Here is a 22,311-nt window from a genome sequence, read left to right as displayed (position 1 = left end):
ACGGGATTTCAGGCGGCGAACAGAGACACGGGGAGCAGGACGGTCGAGGCGCCGAAGGCGATCAGGCCGGTCCGGATCCAGAAGTGCTTGCGAGCGGCGATACGGCTGTTCTCGGCGAGGGCGGCGCGCAGCGCCCGGGCGGGGGCGCGTTCCGTGTCCGCCAGAGCGGAGGCGAGGAGACCGGCGCGGGCGGCGCGGCGGATGTCGTCGAAGTAGGTGAGCGGGAGGCCCGGGACCCAGCGGTTCCTGCCGTAGCGGGGTGTCACGGCCATGAGCAGGGCCAGGAGCGAGGTGCCGAGCAGTGCGGTCCCCGACCACCACAGCAGGGCGGCCGGCGCGGGGAGGCGGCCGGGGGACCAGCGCAGGTTGATCAGGAGGGCGCTCAGCACGCCCCCCGTCAGGCCGAGCATGCCCACCAGGACCGTGGCCTTGGCGTCGGCGCGGGCGATCTCACCGCGGAGTTCGGCGAGCAGGCGGACGTCGGCCCGCGGGCGTGAGGTGCGCGGGGCCCGGGTCATGGGCCGTTGTCCGGGAGGCTCTCGCGCGGCTCCGGGTAGGCCGGCGGGAGTTCGCCCTCGGGGGAGACTCCGGTCGCCCGCAGGATGGCGGTCATCCGCTCGGCGATGAGCTGATGGGGCTGGGCGAGCTGGTAGTCCTCCAGCCGCTTGCTGTCCAGAGCCTGGTCGATCAGGTGCAGCTGTGTCTTCACCAGCTCGGCCTGCTCGGTCTGGAGGTGCTGGAGCACCAGGGTCGTGTCCTCCGGATGCACCGCCAGGTGCAGGGCGAGCGCGGCCGTACCGCCCCTGGCCAGGTGGTGCTCGTAGAACGCGATCTTCGAGGCGGTCCGCTTCGCCTCGTACTCGGCGCGGAGTGCGGACGCCCGGTGCTCGGGCTCGGCCGCCTCCTGCTCGTGCCGGGCTGTGCGCAGCCGGTCCTGGTGGGTCCGCTCGGTGGCGTCTCGCCGCAGCCGTACCGAGCAGCCGACCTCCAGGCCCTCGGCCGCGCCGATCTGCGGGGTGGCGTCCACCGCCCGTTGCACGGCCTCCTCGGCGTCGGCGCTCGCTTCGATGGGGTGGCCGCGACCGGCCGCCCGCATCACCGGCAGCAGCCTGCGGGTGACCAGGGTGGGCACGTCGTGCTCCTGGCTGCGCACGAACAGCTCCGGATCGACGACGCGCCAGGTGATGTCGGCCGTGGCCTCGAACTCGAAGCTGTCGATCCGGCTGGGCAAGGGCACGTTCAGCTGGAAGGAGTGGGAATCCGTGTCCACCTCGTACACCGTGATGCAGCCCCAGACTGACGTGGGGCGCTTCGGTGGCATGAAGGTGCGGTACGTCCCCTGCTGGGTGACCAGGACCAGCGCGTGGTCGAGGCGTCCCGCGTAGCGTCGGCTGCCGAACCGGTAACGCGACAGGTGCCAGACGGTGTGGACGGGGTCGGCGTCGGGGCGTGACGTGAAGGGCTGCTCGGGCCGCTGTCGGAACCAGTCGAGCCGCTCGCCCCGCCGATCATCGTGCTGTCCTCCCTGTCCGTCTGGTCGGTCGGTTCGTCCGGGGTACGGCAGATCCCCGCCGCTGTCCGGCTGTTCGGGAGGCCTGGAGTACGTCGGTTCCTTCGGCTGTTCGGGCCGTGGGTCGGTGTGTTCCATGGTCGTCCTCTCAGTCGTTGGAGATGCGTGCCAGCAGCCGGACGGCCGCCGGGGACGGAGGCTTCGCGGCGTCGCGCACCGAGCGGAGCAGGTGGCTCACGCGATGCCGGTTGGCCGGCGTGGTGACGAGGGCGGGCAGCAGTGAGGTGAGGGCCGCCTCGCACTCCGGATCGCGGTCGGCCGCGAGGACCCAGCCGCGCAGGATGCGCAGAGCCTCGGAGGTGCTGTCCCGGCCGGCCAGTGCCGCTTCCCAGAACGCCACGAGGTGCCGGGCCGCGGTGTCGTCGACGGCCGCCGCGGCCTGCGCGTACCAGTCCAGGACGATCGGACGGTCTGCCGCTCCGTCGGTCTGTCGGCACGCCTGGAGGAAGGCGAGCAGCGCGTACGTACGAACCTTGCGGTCGCTGTCGAGACGTTCGGCCAAGGCGCTCAACACCGGTTCGCGCACTGCGAGCAGCAGGAGCTCCAGTGCGTCCGCGAACTGGAGGGCCTCCTCCTTCGCATAGGCCTCGGCGTCGAACTCGTCGTCGTCCTGGTCCTCGTGGGGGCGCTGCAGGTGTATGGCGTCCACCAGAGCGTTCAGGGCGTACTGGTAGTGGACCGGGCCCAGCAGGCCATATGCGCGTACGGCCGTCCAGCGGCGGCCCTCGTAGTCGTAGTCGTAGTCGTCGTCGCCGGTGCACCAGTCGTGGAGGATGCGCAGGACGGTGGGCACGTCGAGGAGTTGGGCCATGGTGAGCGCGTTGGCCGCGGTGAGCCAGGAGTTGGAGTTGCTGTCGTCGGCCCAGGGTTCGATGAGCAGGGCCATGGCGGAGGACAGGTCGGCCGTGGCCAGCAGTGCGGTGGCTGAGGCCGCGCGGGTCCGCACCAGGGGACGGCCGTCGTCGGCGAGTCCATGGATCCACTCGACGAGGGCGGGGCGGGCCGACGGGTGGAGGTTCCACACCTCCTCCAACAGGATTCGAGCCGTGCGCTCGTCGCGGAACTCCGCGATGTACCGGCCCACGAGCGGGCCCCACTCGGTGACCTCCGTGCCTACGTACCCGTGGGCGCGGGCAAGGCGGAGCCGCTCCTCGCGGGAGCTGCCGAAGACCGGGATCTCGGGCGCGGTACGGGGGTCGGCCGTGTGCTGCAGGTGTGCGTAGAGCTGGTCGGCGAGCTCGGCCGTCACCGCGTAAGGAGCCTTGTCGAAGACCGCGAGCGAGATGAGGAACGCCTTGTCGCGCAGGTGGCGCTGGTCGTCGGTGAGCCAGCGGGAGACCTGGGCGGCCACGGCGGCTTGTCCTTGGGCGGCGAGTTCCTCCTCCCCGATCGAGCCGCACTGGAAGGCGACGAGCTGCCGTGCGAACGGGTCGATCTCGCCGGGCTGCTGCTGTCGTACGAGAAACTCCTTCACCGGCGCGATCTCGCAGAGGTCGGCCCACGCGGCGGCCCCGGCGTGCCGGGTGACGTGGGACCGCAGCATCTCCTCCGTCGTCGGCGGTTCCCAGCGCACCACCGGGACGTCCTCCAGCGCCGCCGACGGCTCGATCGTGATGACCAGGTGGCCTCCGGCGCGCTCCAGCCGCTCCCGCAGGGCCAGGAGGTGCGTTTCGCGCAACGGGTGGGTGCGGGTGGTCGCCAGGTTGAGCAGCAGGTATCCGCACGAGTCGGCCAGCTGCTCGGGGAGGGCGGAGAGCGAGGCGGGTGCTGCGAGGCTGCGCAGGTGCTCGGCGCCCATACGCCGCAGCATCATCAGCGCGGCGGAGCGGCGGCCGGTGTCCCGACCGCCGGAGAGGATGACGACCCGGTCGCTGTGCAGTCGGCTGAGTGCCTCTTCGAAGCTCGGACAGCTGTGGAAGACGTACGACAGCTCCTCGACCTGCTCCCGGGGGATCTCCCCGGAGAGGTGTTCGAGGGGCTCAGGGCGTGAGCCGAAGTGGTAGTTCACGTCGCCCTTGACCACGCCACCGGTGACACCGAACAGGTCCCTCTTGGCGTCGGTGCGGGCCAGCGGGGAGACGAAGTCCGGGCCGTGGGAGATCAGATCCCAGCGCGCGTCCCAGGCCTTCTGCCGCTGCCGGTCCTGAGACTCGGCCGACTCGTCCTGCTTCTTCTGCTCACCGTCGGGCTTTGCTCCGTCGGCGGAGGCCGCGGCACCCTTCGCCGTGTCGTCCTGACTCACCGGGGCTCACCTCGCCGGGACGATCCGAAGTCGTAGTTCAGGTCGCCGTTGGTGCCACCGCTGGGGCCGAAGTGGTCGCCCTTGACGCGAGTCTCGTTGTGCTGGGTGGACGGGGCGCCGCCGGTCGGGGAGTCCGTGGGAGTGCCGGCGGCGGATGCGTCCGGAGCCGGGTCCGCGGGTGTGCCGTGGAGCCATGCGACGGTCGGCCCCTCCTTGGTCTCCACGGTGATCCGGTGGAAGTCCTCCGGCCGCACGCCCAGATGGCCGTTGCTGACGACGCCCTGGTAGACACCGTCGGACGCGCACAGCACGCAGTCCTCGCCCCGGCTCTTGAGCGCCTTGCGCAGGGGTTCGGAGTCCAGGAGCCGTACGGCGTGGTTGAGGTCCCGGCCGACCCAGCCACCGAGCTCGTCCACGGCGACGTAGCCGGCGGAGAGCACGATGCGCAGCCGCATCCGCGCGCTTTCGGCGATCAGGCGGTTCTTGCTGTGCAGGAGCGCGGGCGTCTCGGTCAGCAGGATCTTGGCCAGTGCCGGCACGGAGATCCGGGTGTCGATGAGCTCCATGACGGAGTCACCGCGGTCCGCCCGCAAGCGGGACGTCTCGTCCACGTCGGCGGCGAGGAGCGTGGCGTCGACGACGTCGTAGAGCATGCGGCGCAGATAGGCCTGCTCCACGTTGTCGCGCTTGCCGAACTGCTCGATGTCGAAGAGAAGGATGGTGCGGTACACGGGGTCGGTCATGGCTGCCTCTCGCGAGTCGGGCTGATGCCCAGCACGATGGCCTGCCCTCGACGCCTGCCGAAGGCCCGATGACACGGAGGAACTGTGACCGTGTGCACAGACGGGACGGGGCCCCGTGTGGTCAGGCCGCGCCCCCGGCGACAATGCGGCGCAGCACATCGGGACGGAGCACGACGATGCGGCGGCGCTCGGTGGTGACGACCTTGCGGCTTCGCAACTCCTTGAGGAGACGGGCGACCGCCTCGCGTGAGGAGCCGACTGAGCCCGCGAACTCCTGCTGGCTGAGGCCGATGGTGAGTTCGATGCCCTCGTCCGTGTGCTTGCCGTGGGTGCGTACGAGTTCGAGCAGCAGGACAGCCAACCGCTCGCGCACCGTCAGGGCGGCCCACTCCAGTCGGCGGCGGTCCGTCGAGCGCTGTCGGTCGGTGGACAGGCTCAGGAGGTGCAGTGCCACACGGGCGTTGTCCGCGAGGAACGTGGTGAAACGGCTCTCCTCGACGACGACCGCCTCGACGGGTTCCAGGGCGGTGACCGTCGCCGAGCGCCGACGCCTGCTGAGAGCGGAGCCTTCGCCGACTATGTCACCCGGGCCTCGCAGGGCAAGCAGGGCCTCGTAGCCGTTGACGGCGTTGACCGTGACCTTGGTCCAGCCGTGCAGGAGGAGCAGCACGTGGGTGGACGGTTCGTTCTGGCGCATCACCACACCGCGTGCCGGATAGCCCAGCGGGCGGCCGATGGCGAGCAGGGCGATCCGGTCCTCCTTCTCCAGACGGGCCAGAAACGGCACCTTGTCGTCGAAACCGCCGTCGTCCCACGAATGCGCCTGGCCCCCGGTCATACTCTCCGCCCCCTCGTTCACCTGCACAGATGCCGTTGACTCCGCAATCAGTCAACGTACTTGAAGTGGCGGGGCGGGAAACGGGCGACAATTGGTCGCCGTGGCTGGTGCGCGTACCGTCGACAAAGGCACGTAATGCCGCATCATGGAGGAACCTCGGGGGTTCGGGAGGTGCTCCGTGTCGCAGTCGTCGTGGCGGTCCTGGGAAGGCGAGGACGAGTCGTCGGGCAGCGGTGTGCCGGGCGCCGCCGGGGAGGGGAGAGGTGGGTCGCGAGGGGAGCCGGGGGCTCCTGTGGACCGGCCTTGGCGCGGGGACGCCTCCGCTGAGCGGCCTTGGTCGGACACCGGTGCTTCGGCCGCGCCGCGCCCCTGGTCCGACGCCCACCCCTCCGTCGCCCCGCGCCCCTGGCCCGGATACGCCGCTCCGCACCCCGGCGCCTCCGCCATGCTCGCCTCCCACGCCGACCGGGAGCGCGCCGTGGACGTGCTGCGGGCCGGTTTTGGCGAGGGGCGGTTGGAGAAGGGGGAGTTCGACAAGCGGGTGGAGCGGGCGTACGGGGCTCGGACCGTGGGGGAGTTGGCGTTGCTCGTCGCGGATCTGCCGCTCGGGCCCGTGCCGCAGCCGGCGCCCGTCACCGCCGTACCGCGGACGTTTCTGCCGATGCCTCCACCGCGGGCGAACGGCAAGGCCGTCGGAGCCGCCGTGTGCGGGCTGCTGTGCGTGCCGACGATCGGGTTCACCGGGATTCCGGCGGTGATCCTTGGGCACGCGGCTCGGGCGGAGATCGAGCGGACCGGTGAGGGCGGCGACGGTCTTGCCCTCACCGGGCTGGTGCTCGGGTGGCTGTCGGTGGCCGGCTGGGCGATCCTGCTGACCCTGATGGTCGCCGTGGGGCTCACCTCGGGGTGACCCCGGGACGGGTGGGGCGGGGCTGGACGGGAAGAGGGCCGGCTGAGGTTTGGTGAGGCTCGGTGGCGGTCGGCGGCCCCTGTTCGGGAGTGGCCGCCCGCGGCTTGGATCCGAGGGGCGTCGGTACGGGCTGGATGCGGGGCTCTGATGAGGCCCGGGTAGGGGCGAGGGCTGGGAGTCGCCCGGACGGGGACGGGGACGGGAACGGGGCTTTGGGCGCGTGACTCGGGCGCGCCCTGGACGAGGGCCGACCAAGGGCCCGGAAGTCGCTCGGACATGGCGGGGGGGCAGGGGAGCCGGCAGGCTGCGGGGCGGCGTATCCGGGCCAGGCTCGGGCACGGCTTGGGCGCACTGCCGGGCGCGACTTGCGGGACTTGATCGAGGGGCAGCGGTCAGGGCTCGAAGGGCGCCCGGACGAGACCCGGACGCACAGGCCCGTCGTACACAAAAGTCAGGCGAGGCCTGGGCGGATCCGGGGCAAGGCCCGGAAGACGCCCGGACTCGACATGGGCGCCCGCCTCCGACACCAGGCCCGGCCACGAGTCGGAAGTCGCCCGGACAAGGACGCCAGGCTCGGCCAACACTCGGAAGTCGCCCGGGCAAGGCTCAGACACGGACCCCGCGATGCCAGGCCCGGCCACGGGCTGAAAGTCGCCTGGACTCGACTCAGCCACGCACCCGCGACGCAAGGCCTGGCCAGGACCCGGAAGTCGCCCGGGCAAGGCTCAGACACGGACCCCGCGATGCCAGGCCCGGCCACGAGCTGAAAGTCGCCCGTACTCGACTCAGACAAGCACCCCCCGACGCAAGGCCTGGCCAGGACCCGGAAGTCGCCCAGGCAAGACCCAGGTCCGCACCCCGACGCAAAGTCCGGCCAAGACCCGCAAGCCACCCTCACAAGGCCCAGCCACCCCCCCCGCCGACAGAAAGCCCGCCCGACCCCCGGACAAGGCCCGACCACACCCCCGGAAGCCCCCCCCCGCACAAGGCCCAGACACCCAGCCAGCCCCCACCCCCCCGAGACCTGAAACACGCCCACCCCACACCCACCCCACCCCACCCCACCCCCAGCCACACCCCCGACGAGCCCCACCCACCCCCTCCCCACGCCCACCCCCACCCCACGAAATCAAAGATCACCCCCGGCGTAGACCCTTGACACCACCGCCCCGCGATGTTTGCCGGTGTCCATTTGTTTTGACCACAGCGAATGAGCTAGGTACGCTCAGACCTTGTGCCTGGGGTGTGCCCTGGCTCTCGTGCGTGCCTTCAACCGCACTAGGGGAGCCGCAAGCGGCCACCGCAATCTGCGCCCTTTTCGCCTTGCGGCGGGAGTCCGCCGGATTCGACACACCCGACCGCGTGGGTCGGCGAATGTTCCAGGTTAGCTTCACCATTCGGCACACAGAAACCGGAGAAGTAGTGCCTACGATCCAGCAGCTGGTCCGCAAGGGCCGGCAGGACAAGGTCGAGAAGAACAAGACGCCCGCACTCGAGGGTTCCCCTCAGCGTCGCGGCGTCTGCACGCGTGTGTTCACGACCACCCCGAAGAAGCCGAACTCGGCCCTGCGTAAGGTCGCGCGTGTGCGTCTGACCAGCGGGATCGAGGTCACCGCTTACATTCCGGGTGAGGGACACAACCTGCAGGAGCACTCCATCGTGCTCGTGCGTGGCGGTCGTGTGAAGGACCTGCCCGGTGTTCGCTACAAGATCATCCGCGGTTCGCTCGACACCCAGGGTGTCAAGAACCGCAAGCAGGCCCGCAGCCGCTACGGCGCCAAGAAGGAGAAGTAGAAATGCCTCGTAAGGGCCCCGCCCCGAAGCGCCCGGTCATCATCGACCCGGTCTACGGTTCTCCTCTGGTGACCTCCCTCATCAACAAGGTGCTGCTGAACGGCAAGCGCTCCACCGCCGAGCGCATCGTGTACGGCGCCATGGAGGGCCTGCGCGAGAAGACCAGCAACGACCCGGTCATCACGCTGAAGCGCGCGCTGGAGAACATCAAGCCGACCCTCGAGGTCAAGTCCCGCCGTGTCGGTGGCGCCACGTACCAGGTTCCGATCGAGGTCAAGCCCGGTCGCGCCAACACGCTCGCGCTCCGCTGGCTGGTCGGTTACTCCCGCGCCCGTCGCGAGAAGACCATGACCGAGCGTCTGCTCAACGAGCTTCTCGACGCTTCGAACGGCCTCGGTGCGGCCGTCAAGAAGCGCGAGGACACCCACAAGATGGCCGAGTCCAACAAGGCCTTCGCGCACTACCGCTGGTAGTCGCAGACCCCATCGAGACCGAGAGAAGACCGAAGCCTTATGGCTACCACTTCACTTGACCTGGCCAAGGTCCGCAACATCGGGATCATGGCCCACATCGACGCGGGCAAGACGACCACCACCGAGCGGATCCTCTTCTACACCGGCGTCAGCTACAAGATCGGTGAGGTCCACGACGGCGCCGCCACCATGGACTGGATGGAGCAGGAGCAGGAGCGTGGCATCACGATCACCTCTGCTGCCACCACCTGTCACTGGCCGCTCGAGGACAACGACTACACGATCAACATCATCGACACCCCCGGGCACGTCGACTTCACGGTCGAGGTGGAGCGTTCGCTCCGCGTCCTCGACGGTGCCGTCACGGTGTTCGACGGTGTCGCCGGTGTCGAGCCGCAGTCCGAGACGGTGTGGCGTCAGGCCGACCGTTACGGCGTGCCGCGCATCTGCTTCGTGAACAAGCTGGACCGTACCGGCGCCGAGTTCCACCGCTGTGTGGACATGATCTCGGACCGTCTGGGTGCCGTCCCGCTCGTCATGCAGCTGCCGATCGGCGCCGAGATGGACTTCAAGGGCGTTGTGGACCTGGTCCGCATGAAGGCCCTCGTGTGGTCCGCCGAGGCGGCGAAGGGCGAGATGTACGACGTCGTCGACATCCCGGCCACGCACACCGAGGCCGCCGAGGAGTACCGCGGCAAGCTGGTCGAGGCCGTCGCGGAGAACGACGACGAGATCATGGAGCTGTTCCTGGAGGGCCAGGAGCCCACCGAGGAGCAGCTGTACGCCGCGATCCGTCGCATCACCATCGCGTCCGGCAAGTCCGACGGCGTGACGGTCACCCCGGTGTTCTGCGGCACCGCGTTCAAGAACAAGGGCGTCCAGCCCCTGCTCGACGCGGTCGTGCGCTACCTGCCGACCCCGCTCGACGTCGAGGCCATCGAGGGCCACGACGTCAAGGACCCCGAGGTCGTCGTCAAGCGCAAGCCGTCCGACGAGGAGCCGCTGTCCGCGCTGGCGTTCAAGATCATGAGCGACCCGCACCTCGGCAAGCTCACCTTCGTCCGGATCTACTCCGGTCGCCTGGAGTCCGGCTCCGCGGTGCTGAACTCCGTCAAGGGCAAGAAGGAGCGCATCGGCAAGATCTACCGTATGCACGCGAACAAGCGTGAGGAGATCGAGTCGGTGGGCGCCGGCGACATCGTCGCCGTCATGGGCCTCAAGCAGACCACCACCGGTGAGACGCTGAGCGACGACAAGAACCCGGTCATCCTGGAGTCCATGGACTTCCCGGCGCCGGTCATCCAGGTCGCCATCGAGCCCAAGTCCAAGGGTGACCAGGAGAAGCTGGGTGTCGCCATCCAGCGTCTCGCGGAGGAGGACCCCTCCTTCCAGGTCCACTCGGACGAGGAGACCGGCCAGACCATCATCGGTGGTATGGGCGAGCTGCACCTCGAGGTGCTGGTCGACCGTATGCGCCGTGAGTTCAAGGTCGAGGCCAACGTCGGCAAGCCGCAGGTCGCCTACCGCGAGACGATCCGCAAGGCCGTCGAGCGCGTGGACTACACCCACAAGAAGCAGACCGGTGGTACCGGTCAGTTCGCCAAGGTGCAGATCGCGATCGAGCCCATCGAGGGCGGCGACGCCTCGTACGAGTTCGTGAACAAGGTGACCGGTGGCCGTATCCCGAAGGAGTACATCCCTTCGGTCGACGCCGGTGCGCAGGAGGCCATGCAGTTCGGCATCCTCGCCGGGTACGAGATGACGGGCGTCCGCGTCACGCTTCTCGACGGTGCCTACCACGAGGTCGACTCCTCCGAGCTCGCGTTCAAGATCGCCGGTTCGCAGGCCTTCAAGGAGGCCGCGCGCAAGGCGTCCCCCGTGCTCCTTGAGCCGATGATGGCCGTCGAGGTCACCACGCCCGAGGACTACATGGGCGAGGTCATCGGCGACATCAACTCCCGCCGTGGTCAGATCCAGGCCATGGAGGAGCGGGCCGGTGCCCGCGTCGTGAAGGGCCTCGTGCCCCTCTCGGAGATGTTCGGCTACGTCGGAGACCTCCGCAGCAAGACCTCGGGTCGCGCAAGCTACTCGATGCAGTTCGACTCCTACGCCGAGGTTCCGCGGAACGTCGCCGAGGAGATCATCGCGAAGGCCAAGGGCGAGTAACGCACCGCGTTCGCACGCTTTAGGCTTGACTCCGGAGCCCGGAGGGGTATTCACCCGCATTTGTGGGGGAATGCCCCCGGGCCGAGGCTTTCCAGCAAAGATCACCTGGCGCCGATGAAGCAAGGCGTTCCAGAACCACTCCACAGGAGGACCCCGTGGCGAAGGCGAAGTTCGAGCGGACTAAGCCCCACGTCAACATCGGCACCATCGGTCACATCGACCACGGTAAGACGACCCTCACGGCCGCCATTACCAAGGTGCTGCACGACGCGTACCCGGACCTGAACGAGGCCTCGGCCTTCGACCAGATCGACAAGGCTCCCGAGGAGCGCCAGCGCGGTATCACCATCTCGATCGCGCACGTCGAGTACCAGACGGAGACCCGTCACTACGCCCACGTCGACTGCCCGGGTCACGCGGACTACATCAAGAACATGATCACCGGTGCCGCGCAGATGGACGGCGCCATCCTCGTGGTCGCCGCCACCGACGGCCCGATGCCGCAGACCAAGGAGCACGTGCTCCTGGCCCGCCAGGTCGGCGTTCCGTACATCGTCGTCGCCCTGAACAAGGCCGACATGGTGGACGACGAGGAGATCCTGGAGCTCGTCGAGCTCGAGGTCCGCGAGCTGCTCTCCGAGTACGAGTTCCCGGGCGACGACCTGCCGGTCGTCAAGGTCTCGGCGCTCAAGGCCCTTGAGGGCGACAAGGAGTGGGGCCAGACCGTCCTCGACCTGATGAAGGCCGTCGACGAGTCCATCCCGCAGCCCGAGCGTGACGTCGACAAGCCGTTCCTGATGCCGATCGAGGACGTCTTCACGATCACCGGTCGTGGCACCGTCGTCACCGGTCGTATCGAGCGTGGTGTCCTCAAGGTCAACGAGACCGTCGACATCATCGGCATCAAGACCGAGAAGACCACCACCACGGTCACCGGCATCGAGATGTTCCGCAAGCTGCTCGACGAGGGCCAGGCCGGTGAGAACGTCGGTCTGCTCCTCCGTGGCATCAAGCGCGAGGACGTCGAGCGCGGCCAGGTCATCATCAAGCCGGGTTCGGTCACGCCGCACACCCAGTTCGAGGCCCAGGCCTACATCCTCTCCAAGGACGAGGGTGGCCGCCACACGCCGTTCTTCAACAACTACCGTCCGCAGTTCTACTTCCGTACGACGGACGTGACCGGCGTCGTGACCCTCCCCGAGGGCACCGAGATGGTCATGCCGGGTGACAACACCGAGATGAAGGTGGAGCTCATCCAGCCCGTCGCCATGGAAGAGGGCCTGAAGTTCGCCATCCGTGAGGGTGGCCGTACGGTGGGCGCCGGCCAGGTCACCAAGATCACCGCCTGATCTTGACCCGGTAGGTCTTCGAGACCGTCAGGTCTCCGGAAGGGCCCGTACGACTCCGGTCGTACGGGCCCTTTTCGCATTCCCGCCGCGGACGCATACGGGGTTGCACGCGGAGCGGGTGAAGAGTCGGCGAACTCTGCGAGACGCTTTTCCGAGGCTTCGGCCAACTCCCCGCGGAGGCCGTCCTTAATGTTCTTGTCTGGTCGCTGTGGGGTGGTTGTGAGAGTCGTAGCCTGAGGCGTCCGATGGCCACTTCCGGCCCGGATTCCCTCGCGAGGACGGACGGACACGCAGGTGTCGATGCAGGACGCGGAACAGCGCAGAACGTCGATGCCGCGGCGGCTCGTCGGCGGCCTGCAACAGCCCCTGCCTCCCCTCGCCGTCCCCACCCCGGCGCGTCAGCCCGGCCGGCACGCCGTCGTACGCGACCGCGCGGGCCGCCGGCTCTACGCCATCGACGGCATCCGGCTCCTCGCCGCGCTGATGGTCGCCATGCACCACTACGCCGGCACCCGCCGCGTGGACCAGCCCGGCAACCTCGTCTGGGACCGCCCGGTCTCCGACATCATGCCGACGGTCTTCCGGTTCGCCTCCTACGGCTGGATCGGCGTCGAGATCTTCTTCGTGATCAGCGGCTTCGTGATCTGCATGTCCTGTTGGGGCCGTACCCCCAGGCAGTTCTTCGTGTCCCGGGTGATCCGGCTGTACCCCGCGTACTGGTTCGCCATCGTCTTCACCACGGCCGTCCTGGTCGCCTTGCCCGGAGTCTGGGGACGGCTGCGGATGCGGGACGTCCTGCTCAACTTCACGATGCTCCAGTCCGGTTCGGGCGTCATGAACGTCGACGGCGTCTACTGGACCCTCTGGTCGGAGCTCCGCTTCTACCTCCTCTTCCTGGTCGTGGTGTGGAGCGGCCTGACCTACCGCAAGGTCGTCGTCTTCTGCTGCGTCTGGGGCGCCGCGGCCATGCTCGCCCCGATCGCGAAGCTGCCCCTGCTCGAACTGGTCGCCAACCCCGAGGGCGCCTGGTACTTCATCGCCGGCCTCGCCCTCTACCTCATGCACCGCTTCGGCCAGGACCTGCTGCTGTGGGGCATCCTCGCGATGGCCTGGCTGATGGGCCAGCGCGAACTCGGCCTGCGGATCGACGAGGTGGAGCACGTGTCGGGATGGCGGGGGAGCGTGGCGATCTTCACCGTGTTCCTGCTCGTCATGGTCGCCGTCGCCCTCGGCGCCACGGACCGCATCCAGTGGAAGTGGCTGGTCACGGCGGGCGCGTTGACGTATCCCCTCTATCTGACGCACTACGCGGCCGGTACGACGGTGATCAGCCGCCTGCGCGACACGATGGACGCCCGCCTCCTGGTCGTCACCGTCATCGCCGGGTTCATGCTGCTGAGCTGGCTGGTCCACCGCTTCGTCGAGCAGCCGGTGGCACGGCTGCTGAAGCGCGGCCTTGACACGTCGTTCGCGCGACTGCGCAACGCCAACGGCTGACCGCCGTACGGCACCCAGGCGCCGTCGCGGCGAGACCCACCCGGTGGGCCGTACGGTGCCGCTCCCACGGCCGTGCCCAGCTCGCGGCGAGCAGGAACAGGGCGAGGCCCAGGCCGCCGAGCAGGACCGGGAAGGCGATGGCGTGGCTGGACTCGAAGCGGTCGGTCTCGGCGCCGGCGCACGCGTCGCACGCCATCGCGGAGAACCCCCCGAGGAAGTAGGCGACCAGGCACGCGGGCAGCGTGAGCAGGGTCGAGATCAGTGGAGCGGCCCACGCCCCGCGCGCACGGTCGTCCAGTGTGTTGTGGTCGAGCGGCCGTAGGCCAAGCAAAAGTCATGATCGGGTCATGGGATAGTCTGCCCGCTCCTTTCCCGCGCCACGAAAGAGGTGGTAATGACCACTGGCAGACGTACGGCCACCGGGGCCGCGCTCGTGGGGGCCCTGGCCCTCACCCTCCTGAACGCCCCGGCGGCCCAGGCCCAGAACACCGGCATCACGGTGTCGGACATCGTGATCAACAAAGGCAGGCCGATCGTCGTCGGCACCGCGAAGCCGGTCGAGCCGTCCCTCACCTTCAAGATCACACTGCCGTCCGGGTACAGCACGAGCGACCCGTTCCGGTACCACGCGGCCCCCTTCCTCTACCGGGGACGCCTGTCGCAGGCCCTGGACGCCGACCCGGACAGCTACATCGGCCCCGGCGGCTACACCTGCTACGAGCAGAGCGACAAGAAGGCCGAGTGCGAGGGGTCCCTCTACATCGACCCCGACCCGAGCCGGGACGAGGTCGACTCCAACGCCGACGCCACCACCTGGAAGACCGGCGTCTCCCTGCTCCTGTTCAAGGCCAACGGCAACCTCGCGGCCCATGAGCGCGAGACCCGCTCCCTGACCGTCCGGCTCAAGCGCGCGGCGAAGGTCACCGTGAACGCCTCGCCGGAACCGGTGGTCAAGGGCAAGAAGATCACCGTCACGGGCAAGCTCACCCGGGCGGACTGGGCGACCAAGAAGTACGGCGGCTACGGCGGCCGTTCGGTCACCCTCCAGTTCCGCGCGACGGGCACCAGCTCCTTCGTCACGGTGAAGAAGGCCACGACGAGCAGCACCGGCGCCCTGAAGACCACGGTCACCGCCACGAAGGACGGCACCTGGCGCTGGTCGTACGGCGGCAACGACACGACGGGGGCCACGACGAGCGGCGGGGACCACGTGGACGTGCGCTGACGTCGTCGGTCCGGGCGCTCGTCCGGTCGGACAAGCCGTTGCCTCGGAGCGGGCGCGGCACGTGGGGGCGGTGTCCTTCATCGAGCAACTGCTGAGGAAACATGATCGACACCGCCTCGCCCTCGCTCCCGGCGCCGCACCCGTGTTTGACCTGCGTCACTCCCGGGGTATTGTCTCCGGCTCGATTGGCCAGGCCCATGCCCCGTATGGCAGACTAGCGGGGTTGCTCGGTCGAGTGTTGATGCTGCGCGCCTCCCGCCGGGAGGACCGGAAGCGAGTCCCACAGTACTCGTCGCCCTAACTGCCAGAAGGCAGCGCTGGGGCGGACGTACGGGAATCTTCTGGGAAGTGTGGTGCGGCACTGGCCAGGCGCTCGGTGGACCTCTTTCCCAGACAAGGGATGTTCGAACAAGGGACATCTGTGTCGGTGAGAGTGCGACACACCCGACCGCGTGGGTCGGGGGAAGTCGAAGGAAGACCGGGCTCCAGAGCGGTAAATAGACAGGACTACGGAGTAGCCATGGCGGGACAGAAGATCCGCATCCGGCTCAAGGCCTACGACCACGAGGTCATCGACTCCTCGGCGAAGAAGATCGTCGAGACGGTGACCCGCACTGGTGCGTCGGTCGCGGGCCCGGTGCCGCTGCCCACTGAGAAGAACGTGTACTGCGTCATCAAGTCGCCGCACAAGTACAAGGACTCGCGCGAGCACTTCGAGATGCGCACGCACAAGCGCCTGATCGACATTCTCGACCCGACCCCCAAGACCGTTGACTCTCTGATGCGACTCGACCTCCCGGCCGGTGTCGACATCGAGATCAAGCTCTGAAGGCCGGTGATCTGAGAATGGCTAAGCAGATCAAGGGCATCCTGGGCGAGAAGCTCGGCATGACGCAGGTGTGGGACGAGAACAACCGTGTTGTTCCGGTCACCGTCGTCAAGGCCGGCCCCAACGTCGTGACCCAGGTGCGTACGAACGACAGTGACGGCTACGAGTCGGTCCAGATCGCCTTCGGCGAGATCGACCCGCGCAAGGTGAACAAGCCCCTCAAGGGTCACTTCGCCAAGGCCGACGTCACGCCCCGTCGCCACCTCGTCGAGATCCGGACGGCCGATGCCGCCGAGTACACGCTCGGTCAGGAAATCACCGCCGAGGTCTTCGAGGCCGGCATCAAGGTCGACGTGACCGGCAAGAGCAAGGGCAAGGGCTTCGCCGGTGTCATGAAGCGTCACAACTTCAAGGGCCTCGGCGCCGGACACGGCACCCAGCGCAAGCACCGCTCTCCCGGTTCCATCGGTGGCTGCGCCACCCCGGGCCGTGTGTTCAAGGGCCTCCGCATGGCGGGTCGCATGGGCAACGAGCGGGTCACCACCCAGAACCTGACCGTTCACGCCGTTGACGCGGAGAAGGGCCTGCTCCTCATCAAGGGCGCGGTTCCTGGTCCGAACGGCGGCCTCGTCCTGGTCCGCACCGCGGCCAAGGGGGCCTGAGGACTATGAGCACCATTGACATTCTGTCGCCCTCCGGCGACACCGCCGGGACCGTAGAGCTCCCGGCCGAGATCTTCGACGTCGAGAAGGTCAGCATCCCGCTGATCCACCAGGTCGTCGTCGCGCAGCTGGCCGCCGCCCGTCAGGGCACGCACAAGGTCAAGACGCGTGGCGAGGTCCGTGGTGGCGGCAAGAAGCCGTACCGCCAGAAGGGCACCGGCCGCGCCCGTCAGGGTTCGACCCGCGCCCCGCAGTTCGCCGGCGGTGGCGTCGTCCACGGCCCCGTGCCGCGTGACTACTCGCAGCGGACCCCGAAGAAGATGAAGGCCGCGGCCCTGCGCCACGCCCTCACCGACCGGGCCCGCCACAACCGCATCCACGTCGTCTCCGGCGTCGTCGAGGGTGAGAACCCGTCGACGAAGGCCGCCAAGACGCTGTTCGGCAAGATCTCGGAGCGCAAGAACCTGCTCCTGGTCGTCGACCGCGCCGACGAGGCCGCGTGGCTGTCCGCCCGCAACCTGCCCCAGGTCCACATCCTGGAGCCGGGCCAGCTGAACACGTACGACGTTCTCGTCTCGGACGACGTGGTCTTCACCCAGGCCGCTTTCGAGTCCTTCGTGTCCGGCCCGAAGGCCAATGACACCGAAGGGAGCGAGGCCTGATGGCTACGCGTCACCCGAGCATCGCCTCCAAGGCTGCGAAGGCCGCCAAGGCCGCGCGCGTCGCCAAGGCGCGCCGCCACGCCGCCGAGGGCAAGAACACCGTCGTCACCGCGCCCAGCAAGGCGTTCACGGACCACCGTGACGTGCTGCTGAAGCCGGTCGTGTCCGAGAAGAGCTACGCGCTTCTCGACGAGGGCAAGTACACGTTCATCGTCGCCCCCAACGCCAACAAGACCCAGATCAAGCAGGCCGTCCAGGCGGTCTTCTCGGTCAAGGTCACCGGCGTGAACACGCTCAACCGCCAGGGCAAGCGCAAGCGCACGAAGACCGGTTTCGGTCAGCGTGCCGGCAGCAAGCGCGCGATCGTGACCCTCGCCGAGGGCGACCGTATCGACATCTTCGGCGGTCCGACCGCGTAAGCGGGTCGGATCGTCCGATATCGGACGAGGACTGAGAAATGGGAATCCGCAAGTACAAGCCGACTACGCCGGGCCGTCGCGGCTCCAGCGTCGCCGACTTCGTCGAGGTCACGCGGTCCACGCCGGAGAAGTCGCTGGTCCGCCCCCTGCACAGCAAGGGCGGCCGTAACAACGCCGGTCGTGTGACCGTTCGCCACCAGGGTGGCGGACACAAGCGCGCCTACCGAGTGATCGACTTCCGTCGTCACGACAAGGACGGCGTGCCGGCGAAGGTCGCGCACATCGAGTACGACCCCAACCGCACCGCGCGCATCGCGCTGCTGCACTACGCGGACGGCGAGAAGCGCTACATCCTCGCCCCGCGCAACCTGTCGCAGGGTGACCGCGTCGAGAACGGTCCCGGGGCCGACATCAAGCCGGGCAACAACCTGGCGCTCCGCAACATCCCGGTCGGTACCACGATCCACGCGATCGAGCTCCGTCCCGGTGGCGGCGCCAAGTTCGCCCGCTCCGCCGGTGCCTCCGTGCAGCTGCTCGCGAAGGAGGGCCAGATGGCCCACCTCCGCATGCCTTCCGGTGAGATCCGCCTGGTCGACGTGCGCTGCCGCGCCACCGTCGGCGAGGTCGGCAACGCCGAGCAGAGCAACATCAACTGGGGCAAGGCCGGCCGCAAGCGCTGGCTGGGCGTCCGCCCGACCGTCCGCGGTGTGGCGATGAACCCGGTCGACCACCCGCACGGTGGTGGTGAGGGCAAGACCTCCGGTGGTCGCCACCCGGTCTCCCCGTGGGGTCAGAAGGAGGGTCGTACTCGTTCGCCGAAGAAGGCTTCGAACAAGTACATCGTCCGCCGCCGCAAGACGAACAAGAAGCGCTAGGAGCGGGTTTAGATGCCGCGCAGTCTCAAGAAGGGGCCCTTCGTCGACGACCACCTGATCAAGAAGGTGGACGCCCAGAACGAAGCCGGTTCCAAGAACGTCATCAAGACCTGGTCCCGTCGCTCCATGATCGTCCCGGCCATGCTCGGCCACACGATCGCGGTGCACAACGGCAAGACCCACATCCCGGTGTTCGTCACCGAGTCGATGGTCGGCCACAAGCTCGGCGAGTTCTCGCCGACGCGCACCTTCCGGGGTCACGTCAAGGACGACCGGAAGTCGAAGCGCCGCTAATCGCGGATCGCATTCAGACACGTAAGTAACTGAGAGGGACAACCATGGAAGCCAGGGCCCAGGCGCGGTACATCCGCGTTACGCCCATGAAGGCCCGCCGCGTGGTGGACCTTATCCGTGGCATGGACGCCACGGAGGCTCAGGCTGTTCTGCGATTCGCTCCGCAGGCAGCCTCCGTGCCCGTCGGCAAGGTGCTCGACAGCGCCATCGCCAACGCCGCGCACAACTACGACCACACCGACGCCGACAGCCTCTTCATCTCCGAGGCGTACGTCGACGAGGGCCCGACCCTGAAGCGGTTCCGGCCGCGCGCCCAGGGCCGTGCCTACCGGATCCGCAAGCGGACCAGCCACATCACCGTGGTCGTCAGCAGCAAGGAAGGAACCCGGTAATGGGCCAGAAGGTTAACCCGCATGGGTTCCGGCTCGGTGTCACCACGGACTTCAAGTCCCGGTGGTACGCCGACAAGCTGTACAAGGACTACGTCAAGGAAGACGTTGCCATCCGTCGGATGATGACGTCCGGCATGGAGCGCGCCGGCATCTCGAAGGTGGAGATCGAGCGCACCCGTGACCGTGTGCGTGTGGACATCCACACCGCGCGTCCCGGCATCGTCATCGGCCGCCGTGGCGCCGAGGCCGACCGCATCCGCGGTGACCTCGAGAAGCTCACGGGCAAGCAGGTCCAGCTGAACATCCTCGAGGTCAAGAACCCCGAGACGGACGCTCAGCTGGTTGCTCAGGCCGTCGCCGAGCAGCTCTCCTCCCGCGTCTCCTTCCGTCGCGCCATGCGTAAGAGCATGCAGTCGGCGATGAAGGCCGGCGCCAAGGGCATCAAGATCCAGTGCGGCGGTCGCCTCGGCGGCGCCGAGATGTCCCGCTCGGAGTTCTACCGCGAGGGCCGTGTGCCCCTGCACACGCTCCGCGCGAACGTGGACTACGGCTTCTTCGAGGCCAAGACGACCTTCGGCCGCATCGGCGTGAAGGTCTGGATCTACAAGGGCGACGTCAAGAACATCGCCGAGGTCCGCGCCGAGAACGCCGCTGCCCGTGCCGGCAACCGCCCGGCCCGTGGTGGTGGCGGTGCCGACCGCCCGGCCCGTGGTGGCCGTGGTGGCGAGCGGCGCGGTCGTAAGCCGCAGCAGGCTGCTGGTGCCGAGGCCCCCAAGGCCGAGGCTCCCGCGTCCGCTCCGGCTGAGAGCACCGGAACGGAGGCCTGACCGACATGCTGATCCCCCGTAGGGTCAAGCACCGCAAGCAGCACCACCCGAAGCGCCGTGGTCAGGCCAAGGGCGGTACGACGGTCGCGTTCGGCGAGTACGGCATTCAGGCCCTCACGCCGGCGTACGTGACCAACCGCCAGATCGAGGCGGCCCGTATCGCGATGACCCGCCACATCAAGCGTGGCGGCAAGGTCTGGATCAACATCTACCCGGACCGCCCGCTCACGAAGAAGCCTGCCGAGACCCGCATGGGTTCCGGTAAGGGTTCGCCGGAGTGGTGGATCGCGAACGTGCACCCGGGCCGGGTCATGTTCGAGCTGTCCTACCCCAACGAGAAGATCGCCCGTGAGGCCCTGACTCGCGCAGCCCACAAGCTGCCGATGAAGTGCCGGATCGTCAAGCGCGAGGCAGGTGAAGCGTGATGTCGGCCGGTACCAAGGCGTCCGAGCTGCGCGAACTGGGTGACGAGGAGCTGCTGAACAAGCTCCGCGAAGCCAAGGAAGAGCTGTTCAACCTCCGCTTCCAGGCGGCGACCGGTCAGCTCGAGAACCACGGTCGGCTGAAGGCCGTCCGTAAGGACATCGCGCGGATCTACACCCTGATGCGTGAGCGCGAGCTGGGCATCGAGACGGTGGAGAGCGCCTGATGAGTGAGAGCAACGTGACTGAGCAGACTGCAGAGGCCCGCGGCTTCCGCAAGACCCGTGAGGGTCTCGTCGTCAGCGACAAGATGGACAAGACCGTCGTCGTCGCCGTCGAGGACCGCGTCAAGCACGCGCTGTACGGCAAGGTCATCCGCCGTACGAACAAGCTCAAGGCGCACGACGAGCAGAACGCCGCCGGCGTCGGCGACCGGGTCCTCCTCGCGGAGACCCGCCCGCTGTCCGCCACGAAGCGGTGGCGCGTCGTCGAGATCCTCGAGAAGGCCAAGTAATTTCCTGCGGGCAAACCCGCAGGACAGTTCCGCCAGGCTCCGGGAGCCGCTCGCTGAGCGGCTCCCGGGGAACCGGCAGACAAACAGGAGATAGACGTGATCCAGCAGGAGTCGCGACTGCGTGTCGCCGACAACACTGGTGCGAAGGAGATCCTTTGCATCCGTGTGCTCGGTGGCTCCGGTCGCCGCTACGCGGGCATCGGTGACGTCATCGTCGCCACCGTCAAGGACGCGATCCCCGGCGGCAACGTGAAGAAGGGTGACGTCATCAAGGCGGTCATCGTTCGCACCGTCAAGGAGCGCCGCCGTCCGGACGGCTCGTACATCCGCTTCGACGAGAACGCCGCTGTCATTCTGAAGAACGACGGCGACCCTCGTGGCACCCGCATCTTCGGCCCGGTCGGCCGGGAGCTGCGCGAGAAGAAGTTCATGAAGATCATCTCGCTCGCGCCGGAGGTGCTGTAAGCATGAAGATCAAGAAGGGCGACCTGGTCCAGGTCATCACCGGTAAGGACAAGGGCAAGCAGGGCAAGGTCATTGCCGCTTACCCGCGCGACGAGCGCGTCCTGGTCGAGGGTGTCAACCGGGTCAAGAAGCACACCAAGGCCGGCCCGACCGCTCGCGGTTCGCAGGCCGGCGGCATCGTCACGACCGAGGCGCCGATCCACGTCTCCAACGTCCAGCTGGTCGTTGAGAAGGACGGCAACAAGGTCGTCACGCGTGTCGGTTACCGCTTCGACGACGAGGGCAACAAGATCCGCGTTGCCAAGCGGACGGGTGAGGACATCTGATGGCGACCACCACCACTCCGCGTCTCAAGACGAAGTACCGCGAGGAGATCGCGGGCAAGCTGCGTGAGGAGTTCTCCTACGAGAACGTCATGCAGATCCCCGGCCTCGTCAAGATCGTGGTCAACATGGGTGTGGGCGACGCCGCCCGCGACTCCAAGCTGATCGAGGGCGCCATCCGCGACCTCACCACGATCACCGGTCAGAAGCCGGCCGTCACCAAGGCCCGCAAGTCCATCGCGCAGTTCAAGCTGCGTGAGGGCCAGCCGATCGGTGCGCACGTCACGCTCCGCGGCGACCGCATGTGGGAGTTCCTGGACCGCACCCTGTCGCTCGCGCTCCCGCGCATCCGCGACTTCCGTGGTCTGTCCCCCAAGCAGTTCGACGGCCGTGGCAACTACACCTTCGGTCTCACCGAGCAGGTCATGTTCCACGAGATCGACCAGGACAAGATCGACCGTACCCGGGGCATGGACATCACCGTGGTGACCACGGCGACCAACGACGCTGAGGGCCGCGCGCTCCTTCGTCACCTCGGCTTCCCCTTCAAGGAGGCGTGAGCGAGATGGCGAAGAAGGCTCTGATTGCCAAGGCTGCTCGCAAGCCCAAGTTCGGTGTGCGTGCGTACACCCGCTGCCAGCGCTGCGGCCGTCCGCACTCCGTGTACCGCAAGTTCGGCCTGTGCCGCGTGTGCCTTCGTGAGATGGCTCACCGTGGCGAGCTGCCGGGCGTGACCAAGAGCTCCTGGTAATCCCCGCATTTAGGGATTCCGGAAGCTCTCGGTAAGCATCTGGGTGGTCAGGGGCCCACCCCTCCATGG

The 22,311-nt window shown here is 68.1% G+C and carries 27 protein-coding genes; 22 read left to right on the top strand and 5 right to left on the bottom strand.

Annotated features, from left to right (window positions below; translation table 11 throughout):
• Positions 1–8: 8 nt before the first annotated feature.
• The 5 genes from G3I78_RS13185 to G3I78_RS13165 form a co-directional block, all read right to left on the bottom strand.
• Complete coding sequence (locus G3I78_RS13185) at positions 9–518, bottom strand: Pycsar system effector family protein (protein ID WP_164423769.1); 510 nt, start codon at positions 516–518, stop codon at positions 9–11.
• Positions 515–1,648: a hypothetical protein gene (locus G3I78_RS13180; RefSeq protein WP_164423767.1), complete on the bottom strand. Its 1,134-nt coding sequence runs from the start codon at positions 1,646–1,648 to the stop codon at positions 515–517. The genes G3I78_RS13185 and G3I78_RS13180 overlap by 4 nt, the downstream gene beginning before the upstream one ends.
• Positions 1,649–1,658: 10 nt before the next feature.
• The gene (locus G3I78_RS13175) at positions 1,659–3,812 is read right to left on the bottom strand and encodes a hypothetical protein (protein WP_164423765.1); all 2,154 of its coding nucleotides are present in this window, start codon (positions 3,810–3,812) and stop codon (positions 1,659–1,661) included.
• Positions 3,809–4,555 (bottom strand): hypothetical protein, encoded by a 747-nt coding sequence (locus G3I78_RS13170; RefSeq protein WP_164423763.1) that lies wholly within the window; start codon positions 4,553–4,555, stop codon positions 3,809–3,811. The genes G3I78_RS13175 and G3I78_RS13170 overlap by 4 nt, the downstream gene beginning before the upstream one ends.
• 121 nt (positions 4,556–4,676) lie before the next feature.
• Positions 4,677–5,393, bottom strand: a complete 717-nt coding sequence (locus G3I78_RS13165) for a Crp/Fnr family transcriptional regulator (RefSeq protein ID WP_164423761.1) — start codon at positions 5,391–5,393, stop codon at positions 4,677–4,679.
• 445 nt (positions 5,394–5,838) lie between these two features.
• On the opposite strand from G3I78_RS13165, the gene G3I78_RS13160 reads away from it, so the two are divergent.
• The 22 genes from G3I78_RS13160 to G3I78_RS13055 all read left to right on the top strand — a co-directional run bounded on the left by G3I78_RS13160 (position 5,839) and on the right by G3I78_RS13055 (position 22,242).
• On the top strand, positions 5,839–6,303 hold the full coding sequence (locus tag G3I78_RS13160; protein ID WP_164424188.1) for a DUF1707 and DUF4190 domain-containing protein: 465 nt from the start codon (positions 5,839–5,841) through the stop codon (positions 6,301–6,303).
• Positions 6,304–7,725: 1,422 nt separating this feature from the next.
• On the top strand, positions 7,726–8,097 hold the full coding sequence (gene rpsL / locus G3I78_RS13155) for a 30S ribosomal protein S12 (RefSeq protein ID WP_003948652.1): 372 nt from the start codon (positions 7,726–7,728) through the stop codon (positions 8,095–8,097).
• A 2-nt stretch (positions 8,098–8,099) separates the two neighbouring features.
• Positions 8,100–8,570 (top strand): 30S ribosomal protein S7, encoded by a 471-nt coding sequence (gene rpsG, locus G3I78_RS13150; RefSeq protein WP_005481264.1) that lies wholly within the window; start codon positions 8,100–8,102, stop codon positions 8,568–8,570.
• Positions 8,571–8,609: 39 nt separating this feature from the next.
• Positions 8,610–10,736 (top strand): elongation factor G, encoded by a 2,127-nt coding sequence (fusA, locus tag G3I78_RS13145; protein ID WP_164423759.1) that lies wholly within the window; start codon positions 8,610–8,612, stop codon positions 10,734–10,736.
• Between the two features lie 155 nt (positions 10,737–10,891).
• The gene (tuf, locus tag G3I78_RS13140) at positions 10,892–12,085 is read left to right on the top strand and encodes an elongation factor Tu (protein WP_164423757.1); all 1,194 of its coding nucleotides are present in this window, start codon (positions 10,892–10,894) and stop codon (positions 12,083–12,085) included.
• Between the two features lie 300 nt (positions 12,086–12,385).
• Positions 12,386–13,582: an acyltransferase gene (locus G3I78_RS13135; RefSeq protein ID WP_164424186.1), complete on the top strand. Its 1,197-nt coding sequence runs from the start codon at positions 12,386–12,388 to the stop codon at positions 13,580–13,582.
• A gap of 394 nt (positions 13,583–13,976) precedes the next feature.
• The gene (locus G3I78_RS13130; protein ID WP_164423756.1) at positions 13,977–14,807 is read left to right on the top strand and encodes a hypothetical protein; all 831 of its coding nucleotides are present in this window, start codon (positions 13,977–13,979) and stop codon (positions 14,805–14,807) included.
• A gap of 520 nt (positions 14,808–15,327) precedes the next feature.
• Entirely contained in the window at positions 15,328–15,636 is a 309-nt protein-coding gene (rpsJ, locus tag G3I78_RS13125) for a 30S ribosomal protein S10 (protein WP_003948644.1), read from the top strand.
• A 17-nt stretch (positions 15,637–15,653) separates the two neighbouring features.
• Complete coding sequence (gene rplC, locus G3I78_RS13120; protein ID WP_164423754.1) at positions 15,654–16,298, top strand: 50S ribosomal protein L3; 645 nt, start codon at positions 15,654–15,656, stop codon at positions 16,296–16,298.
• A gap of 5 nt (positions 16,299–16,303) precedes the next feature.
• Positions 16,304–16,960, top strand: a complete 657-nt coding sequence (gene rplD, locus G3I78_RS13115; protein ID WP_164423752.1) for a 50S ribosomal protein L4 — start codon at positions 16,304–16,306, stop codon at positions 16,958–16,960.
• Positions 16,960–17,379: a 50S ribosomal protein L23 gene (gene rplW, locus G3I78_RS13110; protein ID WP_020135809.1), complete on the top strand. Its 420-nt coding sequence runs from the start codon at positions 16,960–16,962 to the stop codon at positions 17,377–17,379. The genes rplD and rplW overlap by 1 nt, the downstream gene beginning before the upstream one ends.
• Positions 17,380–17,417: 38 nt before the next feature.
• Positions 17,418–18,254: a 50S ribosomal protein L2 gene (rplB, locus tag G3I78_RS13105; protein WP_028805741.1), complete on the top strand. Its 837-nt coding sequence runs from the start codon at positions 17,418–17,420 to the stop codon at positions 18,252–18,254.
• A gap of 12 nt (positions 18,255–18,266) precedes the next feature.
• Positions 18,267–18,548: a 30S ribosomal protein S19 gene (gene rpsS, locus G3I78_RS13100; RefSeq protein ID WP_007384069.1), complete on the top strand. Its 282-nt coding sequence runs from the start codon at positions 18,267–18,269 to the stop codon at positions 18,546–18,548.
• A gap of 44 nt (positions 18,549–18,592) precedes the next feature.
• The gene (gene rplV / locus G3I78_RS13095) at positions 18,593–18,940 is read left to right on the top strand and encodes a 50S ribosomal protein L22 (protein ID WP_003974262.1); all 348 of its coding nucleotides are present in this window, start codon (positions 18,593–18,595) and stop codon (positions 18,938–18,940) included.
• Complete coding sequence (rpsC, locus tag G3I78_RS13090) at positions 18,940–19,767, top strand: 30S ribosomal protein S3 (protein WP_164423750.1); 828 nt, start codon at positions 18,940–18,942, stop codon at positions 19,765–19,767. The genes rplV and rpsC overlap by 1 nt, the downstream gene beginning before the upstream one ends.
• Before the next feature lie 5 nt (positions 19,768–19,772).
• Complete coding sequence (gene rplP, locus G3I78_RS13085) at positions 19,773–20,192, top strand: 50S ribosomal protein L16 (protein ID WP_004927269.1); 420 nt, start codon at positions 19,773–19,775, stop codon at positions 20,190–20,192.
• Positions 20,192–20,416 (top strand): 50S ribosomal protein L29, encoded by a 225-nt coding sequence (rpmC, locus tag G3I78_RS13080; RefSeq protein ID WP_005481220.1) that lies wholly within the window; start codon positions 20,192–20,194, stop codon positions 20,414–20,416. The genes rplP and rpmC overlap by 1 nt, the downstream gene beginning before the upstream one ends.
• Complete coding sequence (rpsQ, locus tag G3I78_RS13075) at positions 20,416–20,703, top strand: 30S ribosomal protein S17 (RefSeq protein ID WP_007384073.1); 288 nt, start codon at positions 20,416–20,418, stop codon at positions 20,701–20,703. The genes rpmC and rpsQ overlap by 1 nt, the downstream gene beginning before the upstream one ends.
• A 96-nt stretch (positions 20,704–20,799) precedes the next feature.
• Positions 20,800–21,168: a 50S ribosomal protein L14 gene (gene rplN, locus G3I78_RS13070; protein WP_003992364.1), complete on the top strand. Its 369-nt coding sequence runs from the start codon at positions 20,800–20,802 to the stop codon at positions 21,166–21,168.
• A gap of 2 nt (positions 21,169–21,170) precedes the next feature.
• Complete coding sequence (gene rplX, locus G3I78_RS13065; protein ID WP_053674523.1) at positions 21,171–21,494, top strand: 50S ribosomal protein L24; 324 nt, start codon at positions 21,171–21,173, stop codon at positions 21,492–21,494.
• Complete coding sequence (rplE, locus tag G3I78_RS13060) at positions 21,494–22,051, top strand: 50S ribosomal protein L5 (RefSeq protein ID WP_003974255.1); 558 nt, start codon at positions 21,494–21,496, stop codon at positions 22,049–22,051. The genes rplX and rplE overlap by 1 nt, the downstream gene beginning before the upstream one ends.
• Before the next feature lie 5 nt (positions 22,052–22,056).
• Complete coding sequence (locus G3I78_RS13055) at positions 22,057–22,242, top strand: type Z 30S ribosomal protein S14 (RefSeq protein WP_003956452.1); 186 nt, start codon at positions 22,057–22,059, stop codon at positions 22,240–22,242.
• Positions 22,243–22,311: the final 69 nt, after the last annotated feature.

It is taken from the genome of Streptomyces sp. SID13726, from assembly GCF_010548375.1.
Lineage (GTDB): Bacteria > Actinomycetota > Actinomycetes > Streptomycetales > Streptomycetaceae > Streptomyces.
This window is presented reverse-complemented; position numbering and strand designations above follow the sequence as displayed.